General features: G+C 61.0%; 27 protein-coding genes. 15 read left to right on the top strand and 12 right to left on the bottom strand.

Translation table 11 applies throughout. The features are described 5' to 3' along the window. The first annotated feature begins 11 nt into the window (after nucleotides 1–11). On the top strand, nucleotides 12–899 hold the full coding sequence (locus tag C4J93_RS00305; RefSeq protein ID WP_124413438.1) for a cytochrome c oxidase subunit 3: 888 nt from the start codon (nucleotides 12–14) through the stop codon (nucleotides 897–899). A gap of 6 nt (nucleotides 900–905) precedes the next feature. Here C4J93_RS00305 and C4J93_RS00310 read toward each other — a convergent pair whose 3' ends face one another. Continuing rightward, the gene (locus tag C4J93_RS00310) at nucleotides 906–1,109 is read right to left on the bottom strand and encodes a twin transmembrane helix small protein (protein WP_124365282.1); all 204 of its coding nucleotides are present in this window, start codon (nucleotides 1,107–1,109) and stop codon (nucleotides 906–908) included. 31 nt (nucleotides 1,110–1,140) lie between these two features. Here C4J93_RS00310 and C4J93_RS00315 point away from each other — a divergent pair, with 31 nt between their 5' ends. Genes C4J93_RS00315 through C4J93_RS00335 form a run of 5 tightly spaced genes read left to right on the top strand, consistent with a single transcriptional unit; the run spans nucleotide 1,141 to nucleotide 5,064 of the window. Next, nucleotides 1,141–1,905 (top strand): SURF1 family protein, encoded by a 765-nt coding sequence (locus C4J93_RS00315; RefSeq protein WP_124428283.1) that lies wholly within the window; start codon nucleotides 1,141–1,143, stop codon nucleotides 1,903–1,905. After that, nucleotides 1,871–2,455 (top strand): hypothetical protein, encoded by a 585-nt coding sequence (locus C4J93_RS00320; RefSeq protein ID WP_124428284.1) that lies wholly within the window; start codon nucleotides 1,871–1,873, stop codon nucleotides 2,453–2,455. Before C4J93_RS00315 ends, C4J93_RS00320 begins: the two co-directional genes overlap by 35 nt. A gap of 10 nt (nucleotides 2,456–2,465) precedes the next feature. Continuing rightward, nucleotides 2,466–3,545: a heme A synthase gene (locus C4J93_RS00325; protein WP_124428285.1), complete on the top strand. Its 1,080-nt coding sequence runs from the start codon at nucleotides 2,466–2,468 to the stop codon at nucleotides 3,543–3,545. Next, the gene (gene cyoE / locus C4J93_RS00330; protein ID WP_124360631.1) at nucleotides 3,533–4,432 is read left to right on the top strand and encodes a heme o synthase; all 900 of its coding nucleotides are present in this window, start codon (nucleotides 3,533–3,535) and stop codon (nucleotides 4,430–4,432) included. Before C4J93_RS00325 ends, cyoE begins: the two co-directional genes overlap by 13 nt. Continuing rightward, nucleotides 4,429–5,064: an SCO family protein gene (locus C4J93_RS00335; RefSeq protein WP_124428286.1), complete on the top strand. Its 636-nt coding sequence runs from the start codon at nucleotides 4,429–4,431 to the stop codon at nucleotides 5,062–5,064. The genes cyoE and C4J93_RS00335 overlap by 4 nt, the downstream gene beginning before the upstream one ends. A 130-nt stretch (nucleotides 5,065–5,194) precedes the next feature. On the opposite strand, the gene C4J93_RS00340 is transcribed toward C4J93_RS00335, so the two are convergent. The 3 genes from C4J93_RS00340 to C4J93_RS00350 are packed head-to-tail and all read right to left on the bottom strand — an operon-like array spanning nucleotide 5,195 to nucleotide 7,698. After that, nucleotides 5,195–5,965 carry a MetQ/NlpA family ABC transporter substrate-binding protein gene (locus C4J93_RS00340; RefSeq protein WP_124428287.1) on the bottom strand — a complete coding sequence of 257 codons (771 nt, stop codon included), beginning with the start codon at nucleotides 5,963–5,965 and terminating at the stop codon, nucleotides 5,195–5,197. Between the two features lie 51 nt (nucleotides 5,966–6,016). Beyond that, nucleotides 6,017–6,691 (bottom strand): methionine ABC transporter permease, encoded by a 675-nt coding sequence (locus C4J93_RS00345; protein ID WP_124402595.1) that lies wholly within the window; start codon nucleotides 6,689–6,691, stop codon nucleotides 6,017–6,019. Continuing rightward, nucleotides 6,691–7,698 carry a methionine ABC transporter ATP-binding protein gene (locus C4J93_RS00350; protein ID WP_124428288.1) on the bottom strand — a complete coding sequence of 336 codons (1,008 nt, stop codon included), beginning with the start codon at nucleotides 7,696–7,698 and terminating at the stop codon, nucleotides 6,691–6,693. The genes C4J93_RS00345 and C4J93_RS00350 overlap by 1 nt, the downstream gene beginning before the upstream one ends. A gap of 265 nt (nucleotides 7,699–7,963) precedes the next feature. On the opposite strand from C4J93_RS00350, the gene katE reads away from it, so the two are divergent. Next, complete coding sequence (katE, locus tag C4J93_RS00355) at nucleotides 7,964–10,096, top strand: catalase HPII (protein ID WP_124428289.1); 2,133 nt, start codon at nucleotides 7,964–7,966, stop codon at nucleotides 10,094–10,096. A 102-nt stretch (nucleotides 10,097–10,198) separates the two neighbouring features. On the opposite strand, the gene C4J93_RS00360 is transcribed toward katE, so the two are convergent. The 4 genes from C4J93_RS00360 to zur are packed head-to-tail and all read right to left on the bottom strand — an operon-like array spanning nucleotide 10,199 to nucleotide 13,004. Further along, nucleotides 10,199–10,918 carry a PA5502 family lipoprotein gene (locus tag C4J93_RS00360; protein WP_124428290.1) on the bottom strand — a complete coding sequence of 240 codons (720 nt, stop codon included), beginning with the start codon at nucleotides 10,916–10,918 and terminating at the stop codon, nucleotides 10,199–10,201. 37 nt (nucleotides 10,919–10,955) lie between these two features. Then, the gene (gene znuB / locus C4J93_RS00365; protein ID WP_124360638.1) at nucleotides 10,956–11,744 is read right to left on the bottom strand and encodes a zinc ABC transporter permease subunit ZnuB; all 789 of its coding nucleotides are present in this window, start codon (nucleotides 11,742–11,744) and stop codon (nucleotides 10,956–10,958) included. Next, the gene (znuC, locus tag C4J93_RS00370) at nucleotides 11,737–12,522 is read right to left on the bottom strand and encodes a zinc ABC transporter ATP-binding protein ZnuC (protein WP_124360639.1); all 786 of its coding nucleotides are present in this window, start codon (nucleotides 12,520–12,522) and stop codon (nucleotides 11,737–11,739) included. Before znuC ends, znuB begins: the two co-directional genes overlap by 8 nt. After that, complete coding sequence (zur, locus tag C4J93_RS00375; RefSeq protein ID WP_124428291.1) at nucleotides 12,522–13,004, bottom strand: zinc uptake transcriptional repressor Zur; 483 nt, start codon at nucleotides 13,002–13,004, stop codon at nucleotides 12,522–12,524. The genes znuC and zur overlap by 1 nt, the downstream gene beginning before the upstream one ends. Nucleotides 13,005–13,062: 58 nt before the next feature. On the opposite strand from zur, the gene C4J93_RS00380 reads away from it, so the two are divergent. After that, nucleotides 13,063–13,992 (top strand): zinc ABC transporter substrate-binding protein, encoded by a 930-nt coding sequence (locus C4J93_RS00380; RefSeq protein WP_124428292.1) that lies wholly within the window; start codon nucleotides 13,063–13,065, stop codon nucleotides 13,990–13,992. 111 nt (nucleotides 13,993–14,103) lie between these two features. Here C4J93_RS00380 and C4J93_RS00385 read toward each other — a convergent pair whose 3' ends face one another. Together C4J93_RS00385 and C4J93_RS00390 are read right to left on the bottom strand one after the other, a co-directional pair. After that, nucleotides 14,104–15,057: a homoserine kinase gene (locus tag C4J93_RS00385; RefSeq protein ID WP_124428293.1), complete on the bottom strand. Its 954-nt coding sequence runs from the start codon at nucleotides 15,055–15,057 to the stop codon at nucleotides 14,104–14,106. Between the two features lie 55 nt (nucleotides 15,058–15,112). Then, nucleotides 15,113–15,403: a DUF2782 domain-containing protein gene (locus C4J93_RS00390; protein WP_124360643.1), complete on the bottom strand. Its 291-nt coding sequence runs from the start codon at nucleotides 15,401–15,403 to the stop codon at nucleotides 15,113–15,115. A 74-nt stretch (nucleotides 15,404–15,477) separates the two neighbouring features. Between C4J93_RS00390 and polA the strand changes: the two genes are divergently transcribed. Continuing rightward, nucleotides 15,478–18,273, top strand: a complete 2,796-nt coding sequence (gene polA, locus C4J93_RS00395; protein ID WP_124428294.1) for a DNA polymerase I — start codon at nucleotides 15,478–15,480, stop codon at nucleotides 18,271–18,273. 266 nt (nucleotides 18,274–18,539) lie between these two features. Here the strand turns inward: polA and yihA are convergent, their stop codons facing one another. Then, a complete protein-coding gene (gene yihA, locus C4J93_RS00400) occupies nucleotides 18,540–19,181 on the bottom strand; it encodes a ribosome biogenesis GTP-binding protein YihA/YsxC (protein ID WP_124360645.1) in 642 nt (213 codons plus the stop codon). 266 nt (nucleotides 19,182–19,447) lie between these two features. On the opposite strand from yihA, the gene C4J93_RS27245 reads away from it, so the two are divergent. The 6 genes from C4J93_RS27245 (at nucleotide 19,448) to C4J93_RS00430 (ending at nucleotide 24,837) form a co-directional block, all read left to right on the top strand. Next, complete coding sequence (locus tag C4J93_RS27245; protein WP_372238188.1) at nucleotides 19,448–19,594, top strand: cytochrome C; 147 nt, start codon at nucleotides 19,448–19,450, stop codon at nucleotides 19,592–19,594. A 33-nt stretch (nucleotides 19,595–19,627) separates the two neighbouring features. After that, complete coding sequence (locus tag C4J93_RS00410) at nucleotides 19,628–20,239, top strand: cytochrome c4 (protein WP_124428295.1); 612 nt, start codon at nucleotides 19,628–19,630, stop codon at nucleotides 20,237–20,239. A 168-nt stretch (nucleotides 20,240–20,407) separates the two neighbouring features. Beyond that, nucleotides 20,408–21,043 carry a thiol:disulfide interchange protein DsbA gene (gene dsbA / locus C4J93_RS00415; RefSeq protein ID WP_124428296.1) on the top strand — a complete coding sequence of 212 codons (636 nt, stop codon included), beginning with the start codon at nucleotides 20,408–20,410 and terminating at the stop codon, nucleotides 21,041–21,043. Between the two features lie 10 nt (nucleotides 21,044–21,053). Beyond that, complete coding sequence (locus C4J93_RS00420; protein WP_124428297.1) at nucleotides 21,054–21,932, top strand: endonuclease/exonuclease/phosphatase family protein; 879 nt, start codon at nucleotides 21,054–21,056, stop codon at nucleotides 21,930–21,932. Continuing rightward, nucleotides 21,929–23,974 carry a GGDEF domain-containing protein gene (locus C4J93_RS00425; protein WP_124428298.1) on the top strand — a complete coding sequence of 682 codons (2,046 nt, stop codon included), beginning with the start codon at nucleotides 21,929–21,931 and terminating at the stop codon, nucleotides 23,972–23,974. Before C4J93_RS00420 ends, C4J93_RS00425 begins: the two co-directional genes overlap by 4 nt. A gap of 86 nt (nucleotides 23,975–24,060) precedes the next feature. Continuing rightward, a complete protein-coding gene (locus C4J93_RS00430) occupies nucleotides 24,061–24,837 on the top strand; it encodes an N-acetylmuramoyl-L-alanine amidase (protein WP_124428299.1) in 777 nt (258 codons plus the stop codon). Nucleotides 24,838–24,894: 57 nt separating this feature from the next. On the opposite strand, the gene C4J93_RS00435 is transcribed toward C4J93_RS00430, so the two are convergent. Then, nucleotides 24,895–26,682 (bottom strand): KinB sensor domain-containing domain, encoded by a 1,788-nt coding sequence (locus C4J93_RS00435; protein ID WP_124408730.1) that lies wholly within the window; start codon nucleotides 26,680–26,682, stop codon nucleotides 24,895–24,897. Nucleotides 26,683–26,687: the final 5 nt, after the last annotated feature.

Below are 26,687 nucleotides of genomic sequence, written 5' to 3' on the forward strand. Positions count from 1 at the left end.
AGAGCGAATACATGTCGACTCATGATACGTACTACGTACCAGCGCAAAGCAAATGGCCGATCATTGCCACGATTGGCCTGTTGGTCACCGTGTATGGGCTGGCCGTGTGGTTCAACGACCTCAAGGCGTTACGCCCGGAATCCCACGGCCCGTGGATCTTCTTCGTTGGCGGTCTGTTGCTCGCCTACATGCTGTTCGGCTGGTTCGGCGCGGTGATCAAGGAAAGCCGCGCCGGCTTGTACAGTGCGCAAATGGACCGTTCGTTTCGCTGGGGCATGACCTGGTTCATCTTTTCCGAAGTGATGTTTTTCATTGCTTTCTTCGGCGCGCTGTTTTACGTGCGTGTCTGGGCAGGACCCTGGCTGGCAGGTGAGGGCCCCAAGGGCATCGCGCATATGTTGTGGCCGAATTTCGAATTCGCCTGGCCGTTGCTGAACAACCCGGACCCCACGTTGTACCCGGCACCCAAAGGCACGATCAGCCCGTGGGGCCTGCCGTTGGTAAACACTATCCTGCTGGTGAGTTCCAGCGTGACCATCACCATCGCCCACCATGCCTTGCGCAAAGGGCACCGCGGCGCGCTGAAGATCTGGCTGGCGCTCACCGTGCTACTGGGCCTGGCGTTTCTCGGGTTCCAGGCCGAAGAGTACATCCACGCCTATAGAGAGCTGGGCCTGACGCTGGGCTCGGGTGTATACGGCGCGACGTTCTTCATGCTCACCGGGTTTCACGGCGCCCACGTGACCATCGGCACGATCATTCTGTTTGTGATGCTGATGCGCATCCTGAAGGGGCATTTCAATGCCGAACACCAGTTCGGTTTCGAGGCGGCCAGTTGGTATTGGCACTTCGTGGATGTGGTGTGGATCGGGCTGTTTTTCTTTGTGTATGTGCTGTGAACCGTTCTACCACGGCGCATGCGAGACCAACTGGCCACTGAAAAAGCCCCAGGCGATCAGCCCGACGGTGATGGCGGCCAACACGACACGCACGGTCAGGGCAGTGACGAGGCGGTTGGAACGGCCCTCGTCCTTGACCAGGAAGAACAAGCCACTGAACAGGCTCGCGACGGTCGCGATCAGCATCAGGGCAATGGCGGCTTTGAGCATGGTCTGGCTCCGGGCTTCAGGGGGAGGGGCAATGAGATTCAGTATAGCCAGTGCCAGGCAACGCTTGCGGCCCGGCATCGCGCCGACCTTGGTGGTGCTGCTGTTGCTGCCGTTGATGGTCGGTCTGGGCTTCTGGCAACTGTCGCGCGGTCAGGAAAAACAGCGCTTGGTCGACACTTACGCAGAGCGGCGTGCGGCCGAGCCCATGGGCAGCGAGCAGCTTGAAGCCAGTGCTGACCCAGCCTTTCGCCGGGTTCACCTGCGCGGCAACTTCGATGCCGAACACAGTGTGCTGCTCGATAACCGTATGCGCGACGGCAGGGCCGGGGTTGAGCTGTTACAACCCTTCCATGATCAGGCCAGTGGCCTGTGGGTGTTGCTCAATCGCGGCTGGCTGCCCTGGCCGGACCGGCGCACGCCACCGGTGTTCACCACCCCGGATCAACCGGTGAGTCTTGTCGCCTGGGTGTACGTCGCCCCCGGCGAAACCTTCCAATTGCGCGTCGACCCCACAACCGCGCAGTGGCCGCGCCTGTTGACCGCGTTGCACCCCGTCGCGCTGTGGGCTGAATTGCGCCGCAGCGGGTTCGCCTACGAGCTGCGCGCCGAAGCCGGCCCCGGTACCTACGACACCACCTGGCCGGTGGTCGCCATGGGCCCGGAAAAACACCTGGGGTATGCGGTGCAGTGGTTCGCCATGTCACTGGCGCTGCTGGCGCTTTACCTCTACCTCGGATGGCACAACGCAAAGGAGAAGCACCATGGGAGCCGCCATGAATCCACTCAACATGTCTGAAGCGCCGGACCGGCGTAAAGGCCGCTTTCAGCTGATCCTGATCCTGCTGATGGTGGTGGGCCCGATGGTGCTGGCGACCTTTATGTACAAGCTGCAGTTCTGGGTGCCGGACAATCGCAGTTATCACGGAGAAATGATCGGTAACGGCCAGACCCGCGCCGACATCGGCGTGCAGGCCGATGAGGAGCGCTGGCAACTGTTGGTCACCGCGCCTGCCGCCTGCGCCGCCGAGTGCCAGCAACTGGTGTATCTGGCGCGCCAACTGCAGATCGGCCTAGGTCGCGATGCGTCCCGCGCCAGCCACGCGCTGGCCAGTGCGCAGCCGGTCGCTACCGACTACGACGCCAGGCTCAAGGCCGAGTACCCGCAATTGCAACGCTACTCACTGGACCTGTCGACCTTCAATCGCAATGCCGCCGCGCCTGGGGATGCGCACCTGTGGATCGTCGACCCCCACGGTAATTTGGTGCTGCGCTACGACGCCAAGGTCAACGGCAAGGATTTGCTCAACGACCTGCGTCTGCTGTTGAAACTGTCGAACATCGGATAAGGGCATCATCATGGCCAAGCCTGGATTTCGCCTCGCGTTGTTTGCCACCTTGCTGGCGCTGATCGTCGTGTTGCTGGGCGCCTATACCCGCCTGACCCATGCCGGCCTCGGTTGCCCGGACTGGCCGGGTTGCTACGGTTTTATCAGCGTGCCGCAAAGCGCAGCGCAGTTGGCCCATGCAGAGCTGCATTTTCCGGATACGCCGGTGGAGGCCGACAAAGGCTGGGCCGAGATGACTCACCGCTACTTTGCCGGCACCCTCGCCCTGCTGATCGCGCTGCTGGCGGCGCGTGCGTGGAGCCACCGCCGCGACCCCGGCCAGCCGGTGAAATTACCGCTGTTCGTGTTGATGGTGGTGATCGCGCAGGCGGCGTTCGGTATGTGGACGGTAACGCTCAAGCTGTGGCCGCAAGTCGTGACGGGGCACCTGTTGGGCGGCTTTGCCACCTTGAGCCTGCTGTTTCTGCTGACCCTGCGCTTGTCCGGTGTGTTGCCCGCGTTGATCGTGCCCAGGCGCCTGCAATATTGGGCAACGGCGGGGTTGGTGCTGGTGATCGGGCAGATTGCGTTGGGCGGATGGGTCAGCTCCAACTACGCGGCGGTGGCCTGTGTCGATTTGCCAACCTGCCACGGCCAATGGTGGCCGGCAGCGGACTTTGCCAATGGCTTTCACCTGACCCAGCATATCGGCCCTAACTACCTCGGCGGTCAGCTGGACAGCGATGCGCGCACGGCCATTCACCTCACCCATCGCGTCGGGGCGGTGCTGGTCACGCTGGTGCTGCTGGGCCTGGCCTGGCAATTGCGCGCGGTGGGCATGACGCGCCTGGCGGGCTTGCTGTTGATCGCCCTGGCGGCGCAAATCAGCCTGGGCCTGAGCAATGTGGCGTTCGGCTTGCCGCTGCCGGTGGCGGTGGCTCACAACGCCGGGGGCGCGGCGCTATTGCTGAGCCTGGTACTGGTCAATTATCACGCGCGTACCAGCCTGGTCCGGGTGCGCGTTCCACGTCCGATTGCTTGGCGATTTATTCCGCGCAAACAGGTATCGGGCCTGATAACCCTTAAAGGAGAGATGCCATGGCGTCCTTGATCGGCGCGGGTCACGGCCAGGCTATCTGGCGCGACTATCTGGAGCTGACCAAGCCGAAGGTGGTGGTGCTGATGCTGATCACCTCGCTGGTGGGCATGTTCCTCGCCACCCGCGCCGGAGTGCCGTGGACGGTGCTGGTGTTCGGCAACCTGGGCATCGCCTTGTGTGCGGGCGCGGCAGCGGCGGTCAACCATGTGGTGGACCGGCGCATCGATGCGTTGATGGCGCGTACGCACAAACGGCCATTGGCCGAGGGCCGCGTCTCGCCGGCTGCGGCACTGGCCTTTGCGCTGTTGCTGGCAGTGGCGGGCCTGGCGCTGTTGCTGGCCTTTACCAACCCACTGGCGGCATGGCTGACGTTGGCCTCGTTGCTGGGCTATGCGGTGATCTACACCGGCTTTCTCAAGCGCGCGACGCCGCAGAACATCGTCATCGGTGGCCTGGCCGGCGCCGCGCCGCCGCTGTTGGGCTGGGTCGCGGTAACCGGGCATATCAGTGCCGAACCCCTGCTGCTGGTGCTGATCATCTTTGCCTGGACGCCGCCGCACTTTTGGGCGCTGGCCATTCACCGCAAGGAGGAGTACGCCAAGGCTGACATCCCGATGCTGCCGGTCACCCACGGCGAGCATTACACCAAGGTGCATATCCTGCTCTACACCTTTGCCCTGCTGGCGGTGAGCCTGATGCCCTATGTGATCCATATGAGCGGGTTGCTGTACCTGGCTTGTGCGCTGGTATTGGGCGGGCGCTTTCTGCAATGGGCCTGGGTGCTGTACCGTGGCAGCCAGCCGCACGCGGCGATCAACACCTTCAAGTACTCCATCTGGTACCTGCTGCTACTGTTTATCGCCCTGCTCGTCGACCACTACCTACTGTTGAACCTATGACTCGAACTCAGAAAACTGTCTTCATTCTCGTGGCCCTGGTGGCGTTGATCATGGGCCTGACCGTCAATAAGGTGCTATCGGGCAAAGGCCAGGGCGATCCCACCGCGCTGATCGACGCCGGCATTATCCTGCTGCCGCAAAGTCGCCAGCTGCCTGCGGTGAGCATGACCAACCAGGACGGCCAGCCGGTGCGGGTCGATGAGCTGAAAGGCAAGTGGAGCCTGCTGTTCTTCGGCTACACCTTCTGCCCGGATATCTGCCCGACCACCCTCGCCCAGCTGCGCCAGATCAAGAGCGAACTGCCCAAGGAGGCGGTGGATAAGTTGCAAGTGATCCTGGTCAGCGTCGACCCGAACCGCGACACCCCAGCCCAGCTCAAGCAGTACCTGGGCTATTTCGATCCGCAGTTCCAGGGGCTGACCGGTGCGAATGTGCAGGAGGTGCAGACGGTCTCGAATGCGGTGAGCATTCCGTTCATCCCGGCGGACACCAGCAAGCCCAACTACACCGTCGATCACAGCGGCAACCTGGCCCTGATCGGGCCGGACGGTACCCAGCGTGGGTTCATTCGCGCGCCGTTGAATAACCAGAAGCTGGTGGCGCAGTTGCCAGTTCTGCTGCAGCGTAAATAGCTCACGACACAAAACAATGTGGGAGGGGGCTTGCCCCCGATAGCAGGGTGTCAGTCGATGAAGATGTTGACTGACCCGCCGCTATCGGGAGCAAGCCCCCTCCCACATTTTTGATCTCCAGCGTGTTGGATCAGAACGCTGGCTTGATCGCGCCTTTGTACTTCTCTTCGATAAATTGCTTCACTTCAGGTGTGTGCAGGGCGGCTACCAGCTTCTTCACCGCGTCCGAATCCTTGTTGTCTTCACGGGTCACCAGGATGTTCACGTAAGGCGAGTCGCTGCCTTCGATCACCAGGGCGTCCTTGGACGGGTCCAGCTTGGCTTCCAGCGCGTAGTTGGTGTTGATCAGGGCCAGGTCGACCTGGGTCAGCACGCGCGGCAGGGTAGCGGCTTCCAGTTCGCGGAACTTCAGGTTTTTGCTGTTACCGGTGATGTCCTTGATGGTCGACAGGATGTTGGTCGGGTCCTTCAGGGTAATCAGGCCGTTGTTGGCCAGCAGCAACAGGGCGCGGCCGCCGTTGGTGGCGTCGTTCGGGATCACCACATTGGCGCCGTCCGGCAGCTCGTCCAGCTTCTTGTATTTGCTCGAGTACGCGCCCAGCGGTTCCAGATGCACGCCGCCGACGCTCACCAGATGAGTGCCCTTGGCCTTGTTGAATTCATCCAGGTACGGCTGGTGCTGGAAGAAGTTGGCGTCCAGGCGCTTTTCAGCCACCTGTACGTTCGGCTGCACATAGTCGGTAAAGACTTTGACCTGCAGGTCCACGCCTTCTTTAGCCAGCGCGGGTTTCACGAATTCCAGGATTTCTGCATGCGGCACTGGCGAGGCGGCGACCGTGAGGGTCTCGGCATGGGCAGAAAACGCGGCGACGGCGGCGAAAGCAACCAGTAGTTTTTTCATCCAGCAAGCTCCTTGTTCGGGCATCTGCCGGCACCAGGCCGGCCATGGCCGTTATTTTCGAGAAAAGTGCACCACCAGCTTGTCGCCGACGGTCTGCAGAATTTGCACCAGGATCAACAGCATCACCACGGTGACTACCATCACGTCGGTCTGGAAACGCTGGTAACCGAAACGGATCGCCAGGTCGCCCAGGCCACCGGCACCGACCACGCCGGCCATCGCCGTGTAGGACACCAGTGTAATCGCCGTTACGGTAATTGCCGCGAAAATGCCGGGGCGTGCTTCGGGCAGTAAGGCGTTGGTGATGATCTGGCGCGTGCTGGCGCCCATCGACTGCGTGGCCTCGATGATGCCGCGGTCCACTTCACGCAGGGCGGTTTCCACCAGGCGCGCAAAGAATGGCGTGGCGCCCACCACCAGCGGCGGAATCGCACCCGCTACGCCCAGCGATGTGCCAGTGAGCAGCACGGTGAACGGAATCATCACGATCAACAGGATGATGAACGGCAGCGAACGCAGGATGTTCACGATCAACGACAGCAAGGCGTACAAGCCTTTTTGCTCGAACAGCTGACGTGGGCTGGTCAAGAACAGCAGCACACCCAACGGCAGGCCCAGCACGACCGTGAAGAACAGCGAACCGAACAACATGGTCATGGTATCGCCGGTGGCGAGCCAGATTTCGGACCAGTCGATGTTGGCAAAGAAGCTCAGGAAAACGTCCATCAGCGCAGCACCTCCATATGAACGTCAGCGGCGGTGAAGCGCGCAAACGCGGCGTCCATGTCACCGCCGGTGACGGCGAGGGTCAATTGCCCGTAGGGGATGTCTTTGATGCGGTCGATACGACCGGCAAGGATGCTGTAGTCCACCCCCGTTTCCCGGGCGACGGTACCCAGCAACGGGGCGTAGGTCGCGTCCCCTTGGAACGTCAGGCGCACGATACGGCCCGGTACGTGAGCGAAGTCATCGTGCTGCTCGCCTTCATCGACCTGTTCGGCTTCCTGGACGAAGCGCTTGGTGGTCGGATGCTTGGGATGCAGGAACACATCAGCCACCGAGCCTTGCTCGACGATCACGCCAGCGTCCATCACGGCCACCTGGTCGCACACGCGGCGAATCACGTCCATTTCATGGGTGATCAACACGATGGTCAGCTTCAGCTCGCGGTTGATTTCCGCCAGCAATTGCAGGACCGACGCGGTGGTTTGCGGGTCGAGGGCGCTGGTGGCTTCATCGCAGAGCAGAATCTTGGGTTTGGTCGCCAGGGCGCGAGCAATGCCAACGCGCTGTTTCTGGCCGCCGGACAATTGCGCCGGGTACTTGCGGGCGTGGTCCGACAGGCCGACGCGGGCGAGCAGCTCGGCCACGCGCAGGTCGATTTCCTTGCGCGACAATTCGCCGGCCAGTGTCAGCGGCAGCGCCACGTTGTCTGCAACGGTCTTGGACGCCAGCAGGTTGAAGTGCTGGAAAATCATCCCGACTTGCTGACGGAAGCGGCGCAGGCCATTGGCATCCAGTGCGGTGACTTCTTCGCCGTCGACACTGATCTGCCCGCCACTGGGCTCTTCAAGGCGATTGATCAGGCGCAGCAGGGTACTTTTTCCCGCACCCGAGTGGCCAATCAGGCCAAACACCTGGCCGTTTTCGACGCGCAGGCTGGTGGAGTGCAGGGCTGGAATATCCTTACCGGCGACGCGGTAGGTTTTATGGACGTTTTGAAACTCGATCACGTAGCGAACCTTGTGGGGCGCATGGAAAAGGGATCAGCGGTTAGCCGGGCGCGCATTTTAGCCTGTCCAACTAGCGTTTCTTAGCATTTATTTCGTATCCGTCCAGCGATTTGGCAATAACGAGACCAAAGGTCATAAAAAGGGAACGGCTCATAACGCTATCAGTCACTACTTAAGCAATGCGATGTTCCGGGTGCCGTGCCCGGGGCTTCATTCAAACGAGCCGGGGACCGCTCTGGCCACTTTGACTAAGGAGTTTTGACTGATGAGTACCAAGAAGCCAGGCACCCCGCCGAAGAGTGAACTCGCGGGTACCGATACCCTGGACCGAGGCAATACCAACACCAAATTGCAGGCGTTGGAAGAATTCCGTTCCGATGCGACCGGCCAGGCCCTGCGCACTAACCAGGGCGTGAAGATCTCCGACAACCAGAACACCTTGAAGGTCGGTGCCCGTGGCCCTTCGCTGCTGGAAGACTTCATCATGCGTGAAAAAATCACGCACTTTGACCATGAGCGCATCCCGGAGCGCATCGTGCATGCCCGCGGTACCGGCGCCCATGGCTATTTCCAAAGCTACGGCGACCATTCGGCGCTGACCAAGGCTGGTTTCCTACGTACTCCGGAGCATAAAACGCCGGTGTTCGCGCGTTTTTCCACGGTGCAGGGGCCGCGCGGTTCCGGTGACACTGTGCGTGACGTGCGCGGTTTTGCCGTGAAGTTTTTCACCGACGAAGGCAACTTCGACCTGGTGGGCAACAACATGCCGGTGTTCTTCATTCAGGATGCGATCAAGTTTCCTGATTTCGTGCACGCCGTTAAGCCTGAACCGCACAACGAGATTCCTACAGGCGGCTCGGCCCACGATACGTTCTGGGACTTTGTCTCGCTGGTACCGGAGTCGGCGCATATGGTGGTGTGGGCGATGTCTGACCGCGCCATTCCGAAAAGCCTGCGTGCAATGCAGGGTTTCGGTGTGCACACCTTCCGTTTGATCAACACCGAAGGCAAATCGAGCTTTGTGAAGTTTCACTGGCGGCCAAAAGTCGGCACCTGCTCGCTTGTGTGGGACGAAGCGCAAAAGCTGGCCGGTAAAGATACCGATTATCACCGCCGCGACCTGTGGGAATCGATCGAAAGCGGCGACTACCCCGAATGGGAACTGGGCGTTCAGATCGTTGCAGAAGAAGACGAGCATAAGTTCGAATTCGACCTGCTCGACCCGACGAAGATCATCCCAGAGGAACTGGTGCCAATCACCCCGCTGGGCAAGATGGTGCTTAACCGCAACCCGGACAATTTCTTTGCCGAGGTCGAGCAGGTCGCGTTCTGCCCAGGCCATATCGTGCCGGGTATCGATTTCACCAACGACCCGCTGCTGCAAGGTCGTCTGTTTTCCTACACGGACACCCAGGTCAGCCGTCTCGGTGGCCCGAACTTCCATGAGATCCCGATCAATCGCCCGGTCGCACCGAACCACAACAACCAGCGCGATGCGCTGCATCGCAGCGTGATCGATAAGGGCCGTGCAGCCTACGAGCCGAACTCCATCGACGGCGGCTGGCCGAAGGAAACGCCGGCAGGTCCGACCGATGGCGGTTTTGAGACCTACCACGAGCGCATTGATGCGAACAAGGTCCGCGAGCGCAGTGAGTCGTTTGGCGACCATTTCTCCCAGGCCACGCTGTTTTTCAACAGCATGAGCCACCACGAGAAAGAGCACATCATCGCCGCCTACAGCTTCGAGTTGGGCAAGGTCGAGCGCGAACATATTCGTGCCCGCCAGGTGAATGAAATCCTGGCCAACATCGACCTGGAACTGGCCAAGCGCGTGGCGCAGAACCTGGGCCTGCCAGCGCCGACCAAAGGCACGGTGCCGGTACGTGAAACATCGTTGAAGCAATCGCCGGCATTGAGCCAGGTGAATTTGCTGTCCGGCGACATCAAGACGCGCAAAGTGGCGATTCTGGCGGCTAACGGCGTGGACGGTGCAGCGATTGATGCACTCAAAGCTGCACTTGAGGCTGAAGGTGCGCACGCCAAGTTGCTGGGGCCGACTTCGGCGCCTGTGACCACCGCCGATGGCAAGTCGCTGCCGGTGGATGCGTCGATGGAAGGCATGCCTTCCATTGCGTTTGACGCAGTGTTTATCCCTGGCGGTAAAGAGTCGGTCAAAGCGCTGAGCGGCGACGGTGTGGCGCTGCACTACGTGCTGGAAGCGTACAAGCACCTGAAGGCTATCGCGGTGGCCAGTGACGTGAAGCCTTTGTTGGATCTGCTGAAGCTGGAGGCGGATGCGGGGTTGATCGTGGGCGCGGATGTCAAGGCGTTCTTCGCTGCGATTGCCCAGCATCGGGTCTGGGATCGGGAGTCTAAGGCCAAGGCGATTCCGGCTTAATTCTTTGGTTGGCTGTTAGATCGCCATCGGGGGCAAGCCCCCTCCCACATTTTGAACTGTGAATACATTCAAATTGTGGGAGGGGGCTTGCCCCCGATGCTTTTAATCTGCCTTACGCGGTATCAACACAACCTGCGCCGGAATGTGTTTCAAAATTTGCCGGTGAATCTTCAGGTCATACCCTGCATCAATGCGCTTCACCCGTTTGGTCAGCAACGTGGCCAACCACGGGTAATCCTCGGTGCGTGGTACCTGAATGCTGACGTCGCACTGGTAATTCACCACGTCGGTGGCGATGGCATCCAGCTGATGGCGCATGGCTTCGACATCCGCCAGGTTCAACGCCACGGTGGTGCTCGGCGCCGCCGGGTCGATGACCTTGGCGGCGGGCTTGGCTTCGGCGGCTTTCAAGGCGGCCTCGGCCTGATCCAGCTCGGCTTTGCGCGCATGGCTGATGGCGCTGTTGACGCCACCGGTCAGGGCTGGGGCCTTGGGCATCAGCGCGCGGGCACGGCTCAGGGCTGTGGCGGCGGCGTTGACGTCGCCCTTTTGCAGCACGATCTGGCTGCGCTGCAGGTAGGCTTCGGCCAATTGCCGCTGGTAAGCCTCGAGCGCCGGATCGTTGGGCGATTGGGCCTGCAACGTGGCGAGCTGGTCTTCGGCGGTGGCCAATTCGCTGCTGGCCAGGTTTTGCTCCAGTTGCGCGATGGCCGCAGCACGCGGATCCAGCGCTTCGGGGGCGGCGGGCGGTGTGCTTTGACAGGCGCCCAGCAGCAGGGAAAATGCGGCAAGGAGCAGATAACGGAAGGTGAACGGCTTCATTCCTGCGACTCTCTATTTGCGCAAAAAGCGAGCAAGTCTACACCCCTCGACGGGGCAGGACAAAACTCAGCAGAAACAGGGCGGCCGCCGATACTACGATCGACGGCCCGGCCGGTGTGTCCTTGAACCATGACAACGCCAGGCCTCCACACACTGCCAACATGCCCAACAGGCTTGCGCCGATTGCCATTTGCTCCGGCGAACGAGCATGGCGCTGAGCGGCGGCTGCGGGAATGATCAACAGCGACGTGATCAACAATACGCCGACAATCTTCATCGCGACAGCGATCACCACCGCGATCAACAACATCAGCGCCAGGCGCAGGGCCGGCACGGGCAAACCTTCCACCGTGGCGAGTTCCTCGTGCACGGTAATCGCCAGCAGCGGGCGCCACAGGCTCACCAGTAGCACCAGCACCGCCGCGCTGCCGCCCAGGATCCACATAAGATCGACAGGGCTGATCGCCAGCAGATCGCCAAACAGGTAGGCCATCAGGTCAATGCGCACTTCATGCATGAAGCTCAGCACCACCAGGCCCAGGGACAAGGTACTCGGCGCCAGGATGCCCAACAGCGTATCGGAAGCCAGGGGTTGGCGCTGTTGCAGCGTTACCAACAACACCGCCAGCAGCAGGCAGCCGACAGTGACGGCGATGGTCGGGCTCACATCCAGCAGGAAGCCCATGGCCACGCCGAGCAGCGCGGCATGGGACAACGTGTCGCCAAAGTACGCCATGCGCCGCCAGACCACGAACGAGCCCAACGGGCCCGCCACCAGCGCCAAAGCCAAGCCTGCCAGCAGGGCGTAGAGCAGAAAATCAGCCATGCTTGCAGCTATCTCCATGAACATGAGGGTGGGGTGCGGCGGGGTCGTCAACCACGGCGCCGTGCAGATCATGGGCGTGGTCATGGTGATGATGGTAGATCGCCAGGCTTTGCGCGTTCTTACCGAACAGCTCGACGAACGCCGGGTCGCCGCTGACCTGTTCCGGATGGCCGGAGCAGCACACGTGACGGTTGAGGCAGACCACCTGGTCGGTGGTGCTCATCACCAGGTGCAAATCGTGAGACACCATCAGCACACCGCAGCCGTGACGGTCGCGCAAGCGGGTGATCAGGCTGTACAGCTCGGCTTGCCCGGCGACGTCGACGCCTTGCACGGGCTCATCGAGCACCAGCAGCTCTGGCTCGCGCAACAGCGCGCGGGCCAGCAGCACGCGCTGCATTTCACCGCCGGAGATGCTTTGCACCGGGCTGTCGATCACCTGTTCGGCGCCGACTTCCTTGAGCGCCGCCTGCGCGCGTGCACGGTCAACCCCCGGTACCAGGCGCAGGAAGCGCAGTACGGAAAGCGGGAGTGTCGGGTCTACGTGCAGCTTCTGCGGCATATAGCCCACGCGCAGTTTGGGCCTGCGCCATACGCTGCCACGGTCGGGCTTGAGCAGGCCCAGCACGGCGCGCACCAGGGTGGTCTTGCCGGCGCCATTGGGGCCGATCAGGGTAACGATCTGCCCCGGCTCCACACTCAATGCGATGTCATCCAGCACGTTTTGCCCGGCGAACGTGACCCCAACCTGCTCCAGGCGGATTAACGCATTGCTCATCACGACCCCTGACAGCCCGAGCACAGGCCGACCACTTCGACCGTTTGCCCTTCGACGCTGAAGCCGACTTCAGCGGCGCTTTTGATGATGGCGTCACTGATGCTTTTTTGTTCAAGCTCGATGGCGGCGTGGCACTCGCGGCAAATCAGGAACTGTCCCTGATGCGCATGTTCCGGGTGGTTGCAGCCGACAAAGGCGTTGAGCGAAGCGATACGGTGCACCAGGCCGTTTTCCAGCAGGAAATCCAGCGCGCGGTAAACCGTGGGCGGCGCGGCGCGGCGGCCGTCTTGCTCGCTGAGTACGCCGAGGATGTCGTACGCGCCCAGCGGCTTGTGGCTTTGCCACACCAGCTCGAGCACGCGACGACGCAGCGCGGTCAGGCGCAAACCCTTCTGCGCGCACAGGGTGTCGGCCTCCGACAGCGCGGTGTGAACGCAGTGAGAGTGGTCGTGGGGACGGCTGGCAAGCGGTGTTATAGGCATGAGCGGCGACAGATATTTGATAGAGACGTTATTATGTTACCCGTTCCTACGCCATTGAGTGGTCATCGTGTCCCGACTTTTTCCCGTTTTTGTCGTATTTGTCACCAGTTTGCTCATGGCTGGCGCCGCTCAGGCCGAGGTCAAGGTGCTGACCAGCATCAAGCCGCTGCAGCTGATTGCCGCCGCTGTGCAGGACGGTGTAGCGGTTCCGGAGGTGTTGCTGCCACCGGGTGCGTCGCCGCATAACTTCGCATTGCGCCCATCCGACGTACGGCGCGTGCAGTCGGTAGACCTGCTGTACTGGATCGGGCCGGACATGGAAACATTTCTGCCGCGCGTGCTGAAAGGCCGTACGGCGACAACGGTGGCCGTGCAGGACCTGCCGGGTATGAAACTGCGCAGGTTCGGCGAAGATAGCCACTCCCACGCCGATGAAGCCGACGAACATGACCACGATCATCGTCCCGGCAGTGTGGATGCACATCTGTGGCTGTCGACGGTGAATGCGCGGGTGATCGCGGCGCGTATGGCGGCTGACCTCAGTGCCGCCGACCCTGCCAATGCCGCGCGTTACCAGAGCAACGCAAAGGCCTTCGAGGATCGCCTGGATGCGCTGGATGTGCGCCTGAAGCAGCGTTTGGCCGGCGTTGAGGGCAAACCTTACTTTGTATTTCACGAAGCCTTTGATTACTTCGAAGACGCCTACGGTTTGAAGCACGCCGGCGTGTTTGCCGTTGCAGCCGAAGTGCAGCCAGGCGCCCAGCATGTGGCGGCGATGCGCACGCGGTTACAGGAAGTGGGCAAGACCTGTGTGTTCAGCGAGCCACCGTTGCGACCAAGGTTGGCGGAGACGCTGGTGGCAGGTTTGCCGGTGAAGCTGGCGGAACTGGACGCGCTGGGCGGCTACACCCCGGCGACTGCTCAAGGTTATGAGCAGGTGCTGGAAAAACTGGGCAATGACCTGGCCGGCTGCCTGGAATCGCTCTGACTGCCACTGCAGATCAAATGTGGGAGGGGGCTTGCCCCCGATAGCGGTGGGTCAGCCAGCAAATGTATCAGCTGACCCAAAGCCATCGGGGGCAAGCCCCCTCCCACATTTTTAGAGCGCGAACGGCAAGTGGACGCTGACTTGCTGGCGTTGCGCCAAGCGCTGCTCGAACTCCGCCGGGTCATGAATCAGCACATCCTGCCCGGCAAACGCCTGCGCCGCGATCAAGCGTGACAGCCAGAAGCGCACACACGCCACTCGCAACAGGGTCGGCCACAGCTCGGCTTCCTTCGCGGTAAACGGCCGCAGCCCCGCGTAAGCTCCCAGCAATGCACGGGCGCGCTGCCCGTCAATCACGCCGTCGGCATCCGAACACCAGTCATTCAAGGCGATGGCGACGTCGTACAGCATCGGCCCCGAGCAGGCGTTGTAGAAGTCGATCAGGCCGGTCAGGTGCGTGCCTTCGAACATGGCGTTGTCGCGGAACAGGTCGGCGTGAACGTTCGCGCGCGGCAGGGCAAGGATCTGCGCCTTGCAGGCCTGGATCTCGCTCAAGGCGTCCTGCAGAAGCCGCTGTTGCGCGTCGTTCAGGTGCGAAATCAACTGCGCGCCTTCAGTGAGCATCCAATCCAGCCCGCGATCGGTCTTGCGTTCCAGCACCTTGTCGCCCTGGGTCGCCAGATGCAGGTGACCGAGCAAGTCGCCGACTTGGGCGCAATGCTGGGCGTTGGCGTCCTTGATGTGTTTGCCGGCCAGGCGTGGTTGCAGCAGCGCTGGCTTGCCGGCCAGCGTGCGCAGGGCGACGCCGTCGGTGGTGCGCAGGGCGTAAGGCACGGGCAGGTCGGCGTCGTGGAGCACGTCAAGCAGTTCGATGAAGAATGGCATTTCCGCAACGGGGCCACGTTCAACCAGGGTCAGGACGTACTCACCCTGTTCCAGGCTGATAAAGAAATTGGTGTTTTCGCTACCGGCGGCAATCCCCTGGAAATCAAGCAGGCGGCCGAGCCCGTAAGGGGCAAGAAAGGTTTCCAGCTCGGGCCGAGCCAGGGGGGTGAACACAGACATGGTTAAAACTGCCATTACGGGCGCCGCTCAGGGCGGCGCCGTTGAAGTTAGGGAATCATTTCCATTCGAAGATCTTCCATGACGGGATCAGCATATCCGGCTGGTCAGAACGGATGAAGTTCGCGTCGGTTCCGTCAGCGCGTACCAGAAAATATGGTGGCGCACCTTTTGGCGTGACCTTGATGGCGTACAGGAAGCCGTTTTGGCGGTACTCCTGGATAGTCTTGTCGCCTTCCGTGCGAATGGTCACTTCCGGATCGGCCGAAGGCGCATCGTCTGCCGCCATGGCAGCCATCGGAGCGAGTGCAATCAAGCCAGTGAACAGCAGGCGATTGAATGTACGCATGATAACCTTGTCCCTTTGTTTTCATTGGTCCGGCTATTCTAGCGCCTGACCCGCCGAAAAGGTTGATCCTGCTCATGAGCCAAGCGCCCCTCGTCCTGGTGGACGGTTCTTCTTATCTGTACCGCGCCTTCCACGCGCTGCCACCGCTGACCACCTCCAAAGGCCTGCCCACCGGCGCGGTCAAGGGCGTGTTGAACATGCTCAAGAGCCTGCGCAAGCAATACCCGAACAGCCCGTTCGCCGTGGTGTTCGACGCCAAGGGCGGGACCTTTCGCGATGAAATGTTCGCCGAATACAAGGCCAATCGCCCGAGCATGCCCGATGACATGCGCCTGCAGATCGAGCCCCTGCACCAGAGCGTGATCGCCCTGGGCTTCCCGTTGCTGTGCGTCGAAGGCGTCGAGGCCGATGACGTGATCGGTACCCTGGCCCGCAGCAGCGCGGCCGCTGATCGTCCCGTGGTGATCTCCACTGGTGACAAGGACATGGCGCAACTGGTGGACGGGCACATTACCTTGGTCAACACCATGACCGGTAGTTCGATGGACATCGAGGGCGTAAAGGAGAAATTCGGCGTCGCTCCAGAGCAGATCATTGATTACCTGGCGTTGATGGGCGATTCGTCCGACAACATCCCTGGCGTTCCCGGAATTGGCCCGAAGACCGCCTCCGGTTTGCTGGTGGGTGTGAATGGCGGCCTGAAAGAGCTGTATGAACAGCTGGACATTGTGCCGACCCTGCCGATTCGTGGCGCCAAGACGCTGCCGGCGAAGTTGGAAGAGCATAAGGAGATGGCGTTCCTGTCCTATCAGTTGGCGACGATCAAGATCGACGTGCCCCTGGATATCGGCCTGGACGACCTGCACCTGATCGAGCCGGATCGCGAAAAGCTGCTTGAGTTGTACACGCTGCTTGAGTTCAAGAGCTGGTACGAAGAGATCCAGCGCGATACCAAGCGTGTCGAGCTCAAGACGGCAAACGAGGTCGCGCCCGTCGCTGAAGCGTCGGTTGAGGCGGTGATAGCGGTGCCGGTGGAGTCGGTTTACACCACCATTCTGGACCAGGCCACATTCGATCTGTGGCTGAAGAAGCTCAACGACGCGCCGTTGTTTGCCTTCGACACCGAGACCACCGGGATCGACGCCCAACAGGCCCAGTTGGTTGGGCTTTCGTTCGCGGTGCAGCCCCATGAAGCGGCCTATATCCCGCTGACACATGCCTACACTGGCGTGCCGGATCAATTGGACCGTGACACCGTGCTGCTGGCCTTGAAGCCGTTGCTGGAAGATCCGACCAAGCTCAAGGTCGGCCAGCACGCCAAGTTCGACATGAATATCCTGGCCAACTGCGCTATCGGCGGTGACCCTGCGCAGGGCATCACCGTTCGGGGCATCGCCTTCGATACCATGCTCGAATCCTACGTACTGAACTCCACCGCGACCCGCCATGACATGGACAGCCTGGCGAAAAAATACCTGGACCACGACACCGTCAGCTTCCAGGACATCGCCGGCAGGGGCACCAAGCAGCTGACATTCGACCAGATCGCCCTCGAGCAAGCCGGCCCGTATGCGGCCGAAGATGCCGATGTGACGTTGCGCCTGCACCAGAAGCTGCACGCTCAGCTGGCAGCGATCCCGAGCCTGGCCAGTGTGTTGACGGACATCGAGATGCCGTTGGTGCCGGTGCTGGCGCGTATCGAGCGCCAAGGCGCCCTGGTGGACAAGGCACTGCTGGGCATCCAGAGCATCGAGCTGGGCAACAAGATGGTCGAGCTGGAGCGCCAGGCATTCGAGATCGCCGGCGAAGCGTTCAACCTGGGTTCGCCCAAGCAGCTCGGGGCGATTCTCTACGAGAAACTCGGAATGCCGGTGTTGAAAAAGACCGGCAAGGGCCAGGCATCCACGGCTGAAGAAGTGCTGGCCAAGCTGGCCGAGGATGATTTTCCGCTGCCCAAGGTGCTCATGCAGTACCGCAGCATGAGTAAGCTGAAAAGCACCTATACCGACCGCCTGCCGGAACAGATCAACCCGCGTACCGGGCGTATTCATACGTCTTACCATCAGGCGGTGGCGGCGACCGGGCGTTTGTCCTCCAGCGATCCGAACCTGCAGAACATCCCGGTGCGCACCGCCGAAGGGCGACGCATTCGCCAGGCGTTTATCGCACCCAAAGGCTACAAGCTGCTGGCAGCGGACTATTCGCAGATCGAGCTGCGGATCATGGCGCACCTGTCGAAGGACGAAGGGTTGATGAACGCCTTTCGCAACGACCTGGACGTGCACACCGCCACGGCTGCCGAGGTATTCAAGGTTGAATTGAGCGAGGTTACCTCCAACCAACGCCGCAGTGCCAAGGCGATCAACTTCGGCCTGATCTACGGCATGGGCGCCCAGAAGCTCGGCAAGGACATTGGCGTCGATACCAAGACCGCCAAGGCTTATATCGATGTGTACTTCGCCCGCTATCCCGGCGTGCGCGAATACATGGAGCGCACCCGCGCCCAGGCGGCGGACCAGGGTTTTGTGGAAACCTTCTTCGGGCGGCGCCTGTACGTGCCGGATATCAACTCCAACAAGCCTCAGGAGCGCGCGGCGGCAGAGCGCACCGCGATCAACGCGCCCATGCAGGGCACGGCGGCGGACATCATCAAGAAAGCCATGGTGAAGGTGGACAATTGGCTGACCGAGTCGGGCCTGGACGCTAAGGTCATCCTTCAGGTGCATGATGAACTGGTACTGGAGGTGCGTGAGGATCTGATCCCGGAGGTCAGCCAGAGAATCCGCGAACACATGAGCGCTGCCGCGCAGTTGGACGTGCCCCTGGTGGTGGACGTGGGCGTTGGCGATAACTGGGACGAGGCCCATTGATTCTGCGGCTGCGCCATCACCGCGTGATGGCACGGCGCTTTAGATCGGAAACTGCCGTCAGTTATTTCCAAGAGTTTTTTGAACCCGCAGGAACTTAACCTGTGAACCGTCACTCAGAGTTACTGAATGGGTGGTGAAGCCCTTCAATGCTCCTATGTTGTGTTAAGTGTTGGCAGATATCTGGACCCCGCCCTAGCGGTCCGGAACTTGGACCCCGAACTTCCCTCCCCATACGAAGTCCGGGGTTTTTTTTGCCCGCGCAAAAGTTACTCGGCGATCTCAGCGCCTTTGTCCGCCAATTCCATCCAGCCGGCCAGTACAGTGTAGGCGTCTTCGAGGCCCATGCGCTTTGGCGCGGAGAACAGTTGGATGCTGATTGCGTCGCCCCAACCCTTACGGATCTCGGTCTGCACTTTGAGCAGGGTGTTCTTGGCTGCGCCGTAGGTCAGCTTGTCGGCCTTGGTCAGCAGGATATGCATTGGCATGCCGCTGGCGACCGCCCAGTCGAGCATCAACAGGTCGAAATCGGTCATTGGATGACGGATGTCCATCATCAGGATCAACCCCTTCAAACTCTCCCGGCCACCCAGGTAAGCCTCCAGGTGACGCTGCCAGTGCAGCTTCAATGGGATAGGGACTTTTGCATAACCGTAGCCCGGCAGGTCGACCAGACGCCGATCATCGTCTAGCTTGAAGAAGTTGAGCAGCTGCGTGCGACCTGGGGTTTTCGAGGTGCGTGCCAGGCTGGCGTGGGTCAGGGTGTTCAGTGCGCTGGACTTACCAGCGTTGGAACGGCCGGCGAAGGCGACTTCAAAGCCTTCGTCATCGGGGCATTGGTCCACTTTGGCGGCACTGAGCATGAAGGTGGACTGTTGGCACAGGCCGAGGATGGGATTCTTGAGTTGCATGAGATTTCCGATGTGGGCGGTGCCGAAAAAGGGTGCGGCAAGCGGTGTCGTTTCCGTTTCAGTAGCGCCAGTATATAATGCCGCAGATTTTGTGTGTGCTTTGTCCCAGCGAAGGACGAAGTTCACGGGAGCGAAAGACCTTCATTGCGCATTAGAACGCAAAACGCTCTCAAACCCTGAACAGGTCGATGTATGACCTGATGGTGACTCGCTTCGGTGTCCTGATCGCGCGTTAAAGCGCCCAGGCTACACAGGAACCGCAAGCGCTGTACAACCGAGTTTGCGTGGTCATGCCGGTGCAACGCATGACCCGGGGTTTCAAGGCAATGCCGCCGCGTGGTTTGTGCAAGGACTGCAGTACTGAGGATTACCAGGCCATCATTGAGTTGATGGTGAGTAAACCCGGTAGATAACTCTTAAACCCTTAGCCGTAGTTGGATTAGCTGATGAACAAACTGATCGTGAGTCTGCTGTTGACCTTGGGCATCACCGGTGTTGCCCATGCTGCAGGCGACGCTACCGCGGGGCAAGCGAAAGCCGCCGTGTGTGGTGCTTGCCATGGACCGGACGGTAACAGCCCGGCACCGAACTTCCCCAAACTCGCCGGCCAGGGTGAACGTTACCTGACCAAGCAGATGCACGACATCAAGGATGGCAAGCGCGTGGTGTTGGAAATGACCGGCTTGCTGGCCAACTCCAGCGATCAGGACATGGCTGACATCGCGGCGTATTTTGCCAGTCAGAAAGGCAGTGTGGGAGCTGCCGATCCGAAACTGGTCGCCCGTGGCGAGAAGCTGTTTCGTGGCGGCGACCTGGAAAAAGGCTTGCCCGCCTGTACCGGCTGCCATTCGCCCAATGGCGCAGGCAACGCCGCAGCAGGCTTCCCGCACCTGAGCGGCCAGCACGCCACTTACATCGCCAAGCAGTTGACCGACTTCCGCAAAGAAGAAGCCGGCCGCGCCAACGATGGCGACGCAATGACCATGCGCACCATCGCCCGTAAATTGAGCGACGAAGACATTGCGGCAATCTCCAGTTACATCCAAGGCTTGCACTGACAGCCTGCAACGTTAACGCTCGATTAATCCATCGATGCAAGCATAAAAAGGGTGGCTACGGCCGCCCTTTTTTGTGGCGGCTGCCGTTACACTAACGAACTCATGTCCGCGTAGACCTGTCACACCTAAAGGTCGCGTGAGGCGACCGTATTTGTCCAGGAGTAAAGCATGCGTAATCTGATCCTCAGCGCCGCCCTCGTCACTGCCAGTCTCTTCGGCATGACCGCACAAGCTGCCGACGTGCCGCTTGAAGCCGGTAAAACCTACGTTGAATTGGCTAACCCGGTGCCGGTTTCGGTACCCGGCAAGATCGAAGTGGTGGAGCTGTTCTGGTACGGTTGCCCGCATTGCTACGCCTTTGAGCCGACCATCAACCCTTGGGCCGAGAACCTGCCGAAGGACGTGAACTTCAAGCGCATTCCGGCCATGTTCGGTGGCCCATGGGATGCCCACGGCCAACTGTTCCTGACCCTGGAAGCCATGGGTGTGGAGCATAAGGTCCATAACGCGGTATTCAACGCGATCCAGAAAGAAGGCAAGCGCCTGACCAAGCCAGACGAAATGGCTGACTTCGTTGCCACCCAAGGCGTCGACAAAGACAAGTTCCTGGCCACTTTCAACTCCTTTGCCATCCAAGGCCAGATCAAACAGGCCAAGGAACTCGCGCAAAAGTATGGCGTGCAAGGCGTACCGACCCTGATCGTCAACGGCAAGTACCGCTTTGACCTGGGCAGTACCGGTGGCCCTGAACAGACGCTCAATGTCGCTGACCAGCTGATCGCCAAAGAGCGCGCAGCCAAGTAAGGGGCTCGCCATGCGCCGCTGGGGTACCGAACGCGTTGTAGGCCTGCATGATCCGCGGGTCAACGAACATCATCTGGAATCCACAGGCCTGCCGCCAGACAGCCGCCTGCGCCTGCTCAGTTTCAATATCCAGGTGGGTAACAGCACCGAGAAATATCGGCACTACCTCACGCGTGGCTGGCAGCATTTGCTGCCGCACAAAGGGCGCACCGGCAATCTGCAAAAAATCGGCGACCTGCTCAGCGACTTCGACCTGGTCGCCCTGCAGGAAGCCGACGGCGGGAGCCTGCGCTCCGGCTACATCAACCAGGTGGAACACCTTGCCCAGCTCGGCGCCTTCCCCTACTGGTACCAGCAACTCAATCGCAACCTCGGGCGCCTGGCACAGCACAGCAATGGCGTGCTCAGCCGCTTGAAGCCGACCGTCATCGAGGATCACCCGTTGCCGGGCCCCAAAGGGCGTGGCGCGATCCTTGTGCGTTTTGGTGAGGGGCCGGAAGCGTTGGTGGTGGTGATGATGCACCTGGCCCTCGGCGGGCGTACGCGCAACCTTCAGTTGGCCTACGTGCGCGACTTGATCGGCAACTACAAGCACCAGGTGCTGATGGGTGACATGAACACCCATGCCAACGACCTGCTGCAGAATTCCCCGCTGCGCGACCTCGGCCTGCTGGCGCCGCAGGTCGAAGCCACGTTTCCCAGTTGGCGTCCGCAGCGCTGTCTGGACCATATCCTGCTCAGCCCGAGCCTCACACTGGAAAGTGTGCAGGTGCTGGCGCAGCCCATTTCCGATCACCTGCCGGTCGCGGTAGAGATTCGTCTGCCGGGTTCGCTTACGGCTGATGCATTACCCGTGTTGAGCCCAGGCCCTCGCGGACCTCTTGCATGAGCGACGACGCCCAGCGCTGGAAAGAAAAATACCTTAAAAGCATCGAGCAACAAGACAAGCTCGAACGCCGCTGGGCCGCCCGCCTCGACCTGCTACGCCGAGGGCTGGTGCGAAGCACGCTGGCGGCCGAAGGCACTGACCGCGCTGTCGATCAATGCATGAAGGAAATGCGCGATGTGGTGCGCACCGACGACATGGACGCTGCCCTGGCTGCCCTGCTGCCGCGTCTGGAAAAGGCCGTGCTGGATTCCGAGCAGCGCCGCGAAACGCGGGTTGACCAGATCAGTTCCGCCCTCACCGCCCTGGTCGCGCAGTTGCAGAAACTGCCGCTGCCCCGTGAGGTGTCGCGCCCGCTGAAGACCTTCGCGAAACAGCTCGACGCTCGGGTGGGGCAGGCGCGGGAAATTCCGCTGCTGCTCAGCGAGTTGAGCAACCTGCAAGAGCAGGCGCTGCAAAACCTGGAGCCAGAGGGTGAAACCCCACGCTCCGGGCCCGGTTTGTTGCAACGCTTGTTTGGTGCCAAAGAGGTCTCCAATGACACCTCTGCGCCTGAGCCCGAGGTGCTCCCTGCGGCAAAATCCGTTGCGCCCAAACCTGGCCCTGAGCCTGCGGAACCGGCCCAGTCCGAAGAACTGACACAAGCCTTGCGCGCGTTTGCACCGTTGCCACAAACAGTGACGGCCGCCGAGCCTGAGGCCGTTGCACCGGTCAAAGAGCCTGTGCCTGCCGGCGCAACGTTTGAGTTCGAGGCGCCTGCTCAAACGTCACCCGTGTCCACGCCTGACAAAACCCCCGAGCCTGCGGTGCCGGCTGAGGAAGCCGCTCCCGAAAGCGCACTTGCTGCCTTTATCGAAGAGCCCCAAGACTCAGTCGACACGCCTGAAGAAACCCTCATCGGCAGCCTTTCCCTCCCGCCCGTATGGGATACCGCAGAGCCTGATCCCGATGCAGTGCAATCGGAGGGGCTCTACGCGCTGCCCGATTCGCCCGAGCCGTCCTACAGCTCGGTTGCCCAGCACATTGAAAACACCTTGCTCGGCCTGCTGGAAGACCTGTCCCTGCCCGAGCGCCACCGGCCTCAGGCCGAAGCCATGCGCGAACGCCTTGCCCATGGCTTGAACTGGTACGAACTGCTGGCGATCCTCGACGACCTAGCGGTGCTGATGTTGGCTGTCACCGACAGCGGCCAGCATGAGTTCGAGGCTTACCTTAAACAGCTCAACGAACGCCTTGAGGCATTCCAGGGCCATCTGCAGGTTGCCAGCGAGGGGCACGCCGACAGCCGCTCTGCTGCGCGCCAGTTGGACACGCAGATTCGCGAGCAAGTGGACGGCCTGCAAAGCAGCGTGCAGGAAGCTGCCGATCTGGACAGCCTCAAGCACCTGCTTGAGAGCCACCTTGAAGGCTTGCTCGGCACCATGGACGAACACCGCCAGCAGCGCGACCAACGCGAACAGGAAGTGGCCGCACGCCTCCAGGGCCTGGCGGAGCGGGTGGCGAACATGGAGCAGGAAGCCCAGGGCTATCGTGAGCATTTGGAAATACAGCGCCAGAAGGCGCTGATCGATCCACTCACCGGCCTGCCCAACCGCGCAGCCTGGAGTGAGCGCCTGGATCAGGAGGTCAATGCCTGGCATCAACGTGGCAACAGTCTGTCACTGGCCATGCTGGACCTGGACCACTTCAAGCGCATCAACGACGGCTACGGCCACTTGGCCGGCGATAGAGTGCTGAAGATCATTGCCAGTGTGCTGCGCAAGCGCCTGCGGCCGACCGATTTTATTGCGCGCTTCGGCGGCGAAGAATTTGTGTTGTTGATGCCCGACTCAGCCTTGGCGGATGCCCTGGCCGTGGGTGAAGGGTTGCGGGCGGCCATCGAGGCTTGCCCATTTCACTTCAAGGGCGTGCCGGTAACCATCACGGTATCCATGGGGGTCGCGCAGTTTCAACCAGGCGAGCGCAGTGACCTGGCGCTCAAGCGCGCCGATGAGGCGCTTTACAGGGCGAAGGCGGCGGGACGTAACCAGGTGCAGGCGGCGTAAAAATGTTCCTTTTTGTGATTTGGCCGCCCGGAATCTGGCGTTACGTTACACTGTTGCATTATCGTCCTCTACGTATGCCTTCTCCCATGAAATCTCTTCTTATCGCCTCTGTCGTTCTTCTGCTCGTTGGCTGCTCCAGCGGCCCGCGCCTGAACACCAGCTATCCTTCGGTTAATCACGACAACCGTGTGCAGTTCGTTGTGGTGCATTACACCTCGGCTAACCTTGAGCGCTCCCTGGCTTTGTTGACCCATGGTCAGGTCAGCAGCCATTACCTGATCGGCGATGACGCTTCAGGCACCGTCTACAAGCTGGTTGATGAAAGCCAGCGCGCCTGGCACGCAGGGGAAAGCGAATGGATGGGGCGCACCTGGCTCAATTCCAGCTCCATCGGCATCGAGATCGTCAACCCAGGCTATAGCGACACCCCGACCGGTCGGGTGTGGTACCCGTACTCCGAAGCTCAGGTGAAATCACTGGTGGTGTTGCTCAAGGACATCAGCAAGCGTAACGGGATCGCCCCCAAGAACATCATTGGGCACAGCGACATCGCCCCGCTGCGCAAGCTGGACCCTGGCCCGTTGTTCCCTTGGAAGCGTCTGGCCAATGAAGGCCTGGGGATTTGGCCGGATGCCCAGGCGGTGGCTCGATTCCATGCGCAGTACGCCACGCAACTGCCAAGCATCAGTTGGTTCCAGCAAGAACTGGCGCGTCTGGGTTACCAGACACCGCAAACCGGCGAGTTGGATGTGGCCACGCGTCATGTAATCGCCGCGTTCCAGATGCATTTCCGTCCATCGCTGTTTGACGGAACGCCGGATGCGGAAAGTGCGGCGATCCTGCATGCCTTGAACCAGCGCTGAAATGGCTGGCAAGTTTTGTGGCAAGGCAGCAAGTACCCTCGCCACAAAAGCGCGCGCCTACAGAGGCAAGGCCATATAGAACTGTGTGCCCTGCCCCGGCCGTGAGTACACACCCATGCGGCCGCCGTGCAATTGCACGATCTCCTTGCACAGCGCCAGCCCCAGGCCGGCGCCGCCTTTTTTGCGCCCCACCTGCACGAAAGGTTCGAAGATGCGTCCTTGCTGGCCGTACGCAATGCCTTCGCCGTTGTCCTCGACGCTGATAATTACCCGCTCACCATGACGTCGAGCCTGCAAGCGAATCTGCCCTCTCTCGGCCGTGTGTCGCATGGCGTTACCCAGCAGGTTGTCGAGCACGCGCTCCAGTTGTGCCTGGTCGGCATACAGGCGAGGCAGGTCAGATTGCACCTCCACCATCAGTTCAATACCTTGCGCGCCCGCCGGCTCGGCGAATCGAGCGCGGGCATGCTCGAGCAGGTCAGTCACATCGCATGGCCCCAGCGTGAGTTTCTGCAGGCCGTTCTGATAGCGCGAGAAGTTGAGCAAATCGTTGATCAACTGCATCAGCCGCTGCATTTCTTCATTGACCGTATCCAGCAGGTCCGCTTCGCGTGACTCCGCCGGGAACTTGGCCCGCTCGCGAAACAGTCCGAAGGCCATGTGCATGCCGGTCACCGGTGTTCGCAGCTCGTGGGAGGCGCGCAATACGAACTCGCTGCGCACCCGTTCAAAGGCCCGCTGCTCGGTGACATCATGCAGCACCATCACCGCGCCCAGAATGTGCCCCTGTGTATGGCTGACCGGGGTCAGGCTGTACGTCAGCAGGCGCAGCTCGCCTTCGACCTCTACCTCCAGATCCTCCGGCGCCCGTTCCAGGTTGCCGCCGCGCAGCACCAAGTGCAGCTGTTCATCCATTTCCGGACGACCCAGCGCTTCGCCCAGGCCCTGGCCGAGGCGTTCTTCGTCCCAACCCAGCTGGCGTTGCGCCACAGGATTGAGGTGCTCGAGATGGCCCTGGCGATCAATCATCAGCAAGCCGTCGTCAATGCTGTCGAGTACTGCTTGCAAGCGCTGCTGGCCGGCGAGCAGCTCATCGACATTGGTGGCCTGATGTTGGCGCAATGCCTCGGCCATGATGCCGAAGCGACGGGTCAGCTGGTTCATTTCCGCCGCCGACGATATCGGCAATGTCACTTCGAAATCGCCTTGCCCGATTTTGTCGGCAGCCTTGGCCAGCGCTTCGATTGGCCCGCCGAATCGCCGGGCAATGCCATGCGCGGTCACAAAACCGATGATCAGCACCGCAAGGCCTACCAGCCCCAGTAAGCTGGCAATCAACAGCGCCCGTTCGCGGGATCTGTGCTCGCTCGTGCTGATATTTTCCAGCGCCTGTTTGTGGTGAACGATTAGCCCATTGCGCAGGGTATTGAAGGTTTCAGTGAGCTTTTCCTTGCTGCCCGGTACAGGTGGGTTCTGCTGGAATTCGTCAAATGCCTGCAGCAGGTGCTGGTAGTCATCGCGTGCCTGACTGAAACCGTGGGTCAGTCCGTCACGCTGTTCATGGGCGATGCCCTGGTCCAGCAGGTCGAAGTATTGCTGCTTGGAAGCTTGCAGGGCAGCCGGATCAGGGCGCTTTTCGAGCATCATCATCAGTTGATCGCCCAGGCTCTGGCGCAACTTGAGACCCAGCTCCAGGGTGACGAAGTTGCTGCGAATCAACGATTCCTGGGTCTTGGCCATCTGCATCACGCTGACCAGGCCCAGGACCAGCCCCAGCAGGGCCACGGTGATCAGCGCTGAGATGCTCAGAAATAGTCGAGTACGCAGTTTCATCGCGAGCTTCATGAGGT

Origin of the sequence: Pseudomonas sp. R2-37-08W, assembly GCF_003851705.1 — a bacterium.
In the GTDB taxonomy this organism is placed as follows: Bacteria; Pseudomonadota; Gammaproteobacteria; order Pseudomonadales; family Pseudomonadaceae; genus Aquipseudomonas.